Here is a 1773-nt window from a genome sequence, read left to right as displayed (position 1 = left end):
CTAATGCTTGTTCTGTCAAGGTGATTATAACAAATGGCAAAAGAAAAGGCGAGATACTTCACTTTTTTACTTTATCCAGAATCGATACCACAAGATTGGCAAACAAAACTTGAAACTTTAGGCGTTCCAATTGCAATTAGCCCGCTTCATGATAAAGATTTGAGCAGTGTTGAGGGGCAAAAGTATAAAAAAGCCCATTATCATGTTATTTATATCTCTAAAAATCCTGTCACAGCAGAAAGCGTTCGCTTGAAAATCAAGCGTGCTTTAGGCGATAAGAGTGTTGCTAAAGTACAAATTGTTGTCCAGAGCATGGAAAATATGTATTTGTATCTGACACATGAATCTAAAGACGCTATTGCTAAAAATAAGCACAAGTACAGCAAGCATGACATTGCTTTACTGAACAATTTTGACATTGATCGCTATATTACGCTTGACGTTGAAGATAAAGACGACATGCTGAATGATGTTTGCGATTTGATTGATGACCATAATTTGGCGAATATGCGTGAACTGAGACGCTTTTTAAAAGCTCATGGTTCAGAATATGGCATGCCCAGCATGAAAGTGATTAATTCAGTCTTGCAAGCCCACACTGGACTGATAAGGCTTTATTTCGATGCTGTTTATCAGGAACGCAAGTATGGCAGAGGCGATATAAACAAAGAGACTGGCGAGATACAAGATTAATTAGCGAATGGAAAGTAGGTGCTCGATTTGAGCACCTTTTTTGTTGTCGGCTAGCCGACTTCTGATACGGGAAATTTAGCACAAACACCAGCAATTTTAATTGTGGTGTGTAAGTGCGCATTGCTTTAAAAATAGCAATGAAAAAATCCGAAGAAAATATCAAAGGCGCACCTGTACTCCAAACAAATTGGAGCTGTGCTAAAACACTTAAACCTGTATCAGATTTCGCTTTGCTCAAACAAAACTGACTTGCGTCAGTTGGAATCTTCAAAGCCAATAAAGTCCAGTCGCCAACTCCTTCAGACTTTATTAACTTTGAAGATTGCTTTTAAATGCCTCTAATTTGCTCTCTAAGCCATTTTAGCTATTACCCGTATAATTTTTGTCTGTCAACGGTAAATCGACTTAGAGGGGCTTAGAGAGCCTTATAGGCGATATTAGCCCCTCTTGGAGCTTTAAGGAGTTGACGGACTCGCTAGGCCAAGACACTTTTGCGCATGCAAAGAAAAGCACACCTGCTTTTTTTGCCTGCCTCACGGCGAGTGCGGGGTGAGTTTGAGCGGGAGCTCCCGCTCATTTTTGGGGTCAAGCTGACACAGCTTGCAGGTTTGGGCAGCGCCCATGGTTTTATTCGTGCGGGATAGAAATTTGGAAATCAGGGGGGCAAGGGAGCGAATTTTGCGACCGTACTACGACCCCCCATTGAGTGCCGAGTGCCAAAACTGAATTTTAGGTGTGCTAGCCCTTACTCTCTCAAGGGTTACAGCGATTAAAAAAAAATCAACAAAACGCCAACAAAATCGGCAAAAAAACGTGTAGATGTAAAATAGCTTGACAAAAAAATCAAATAAAAGTAAAATTTGTTTACAATATTTAAGAGGAGGATATTATGGCTGAAAATAAAAAAAGAGTTTCGATTGGTTTAACCGACGCTCAATATGCTCTAGTTCAAAAATTTGCTAAAGAAAAAGGTTTTTCTAAATCTGCAATTTTTGTATTAGCGTTAGAAGAATACGCAAGAAAGGAATCAGAGCAAAAAATAAGTGAGAACTCATTCCCTTCAAGAAATACGAGTTCTCA

General features: G+C 39.4%; 1 protein-coding gene and 1 pseudogene. Both read left to right on the top strand.

Features of this window, described 5'->3' with window-relative positions:
* Positions 1–33 precede the first annotated feature (33 nt).
* The gene (locus JCM14108_RS13690) at positions 34–693 is read left to right on the top strand and encodes a replication protein (RefSeq protein ID WP_035181512.1); all 660 of its coding nucleotides are present in this window, start codon (positions 34–36) and stop codon (positions 691–693) included.
* A gap of 889 nt (positions 694–1582) precedes the next feature.
* Positions 1583–1732: pseudogene (locus JCM14108_RS13685) on the top strand (CopG family transcriptional regulator); the annotation flags it as partial.
* Between the last annotated feature and the right edge of the window lie 41 nt (positions 1733–1773).

This window comes from Lentilactobacillus farraginis DSM 18382 = JCM 14108, from assembly GCF_000583655.1.
Classification (GTDB): domain Bacteria; phylum Bacillota; class Bacilli; order Lactobacillales; family Lactobacillaceae; genus Lentilactobacillus; species Lentilactobacillus farraginis.
This window is presented reverse-complemented; position numbering and strand designations above follow the sequence as displayed.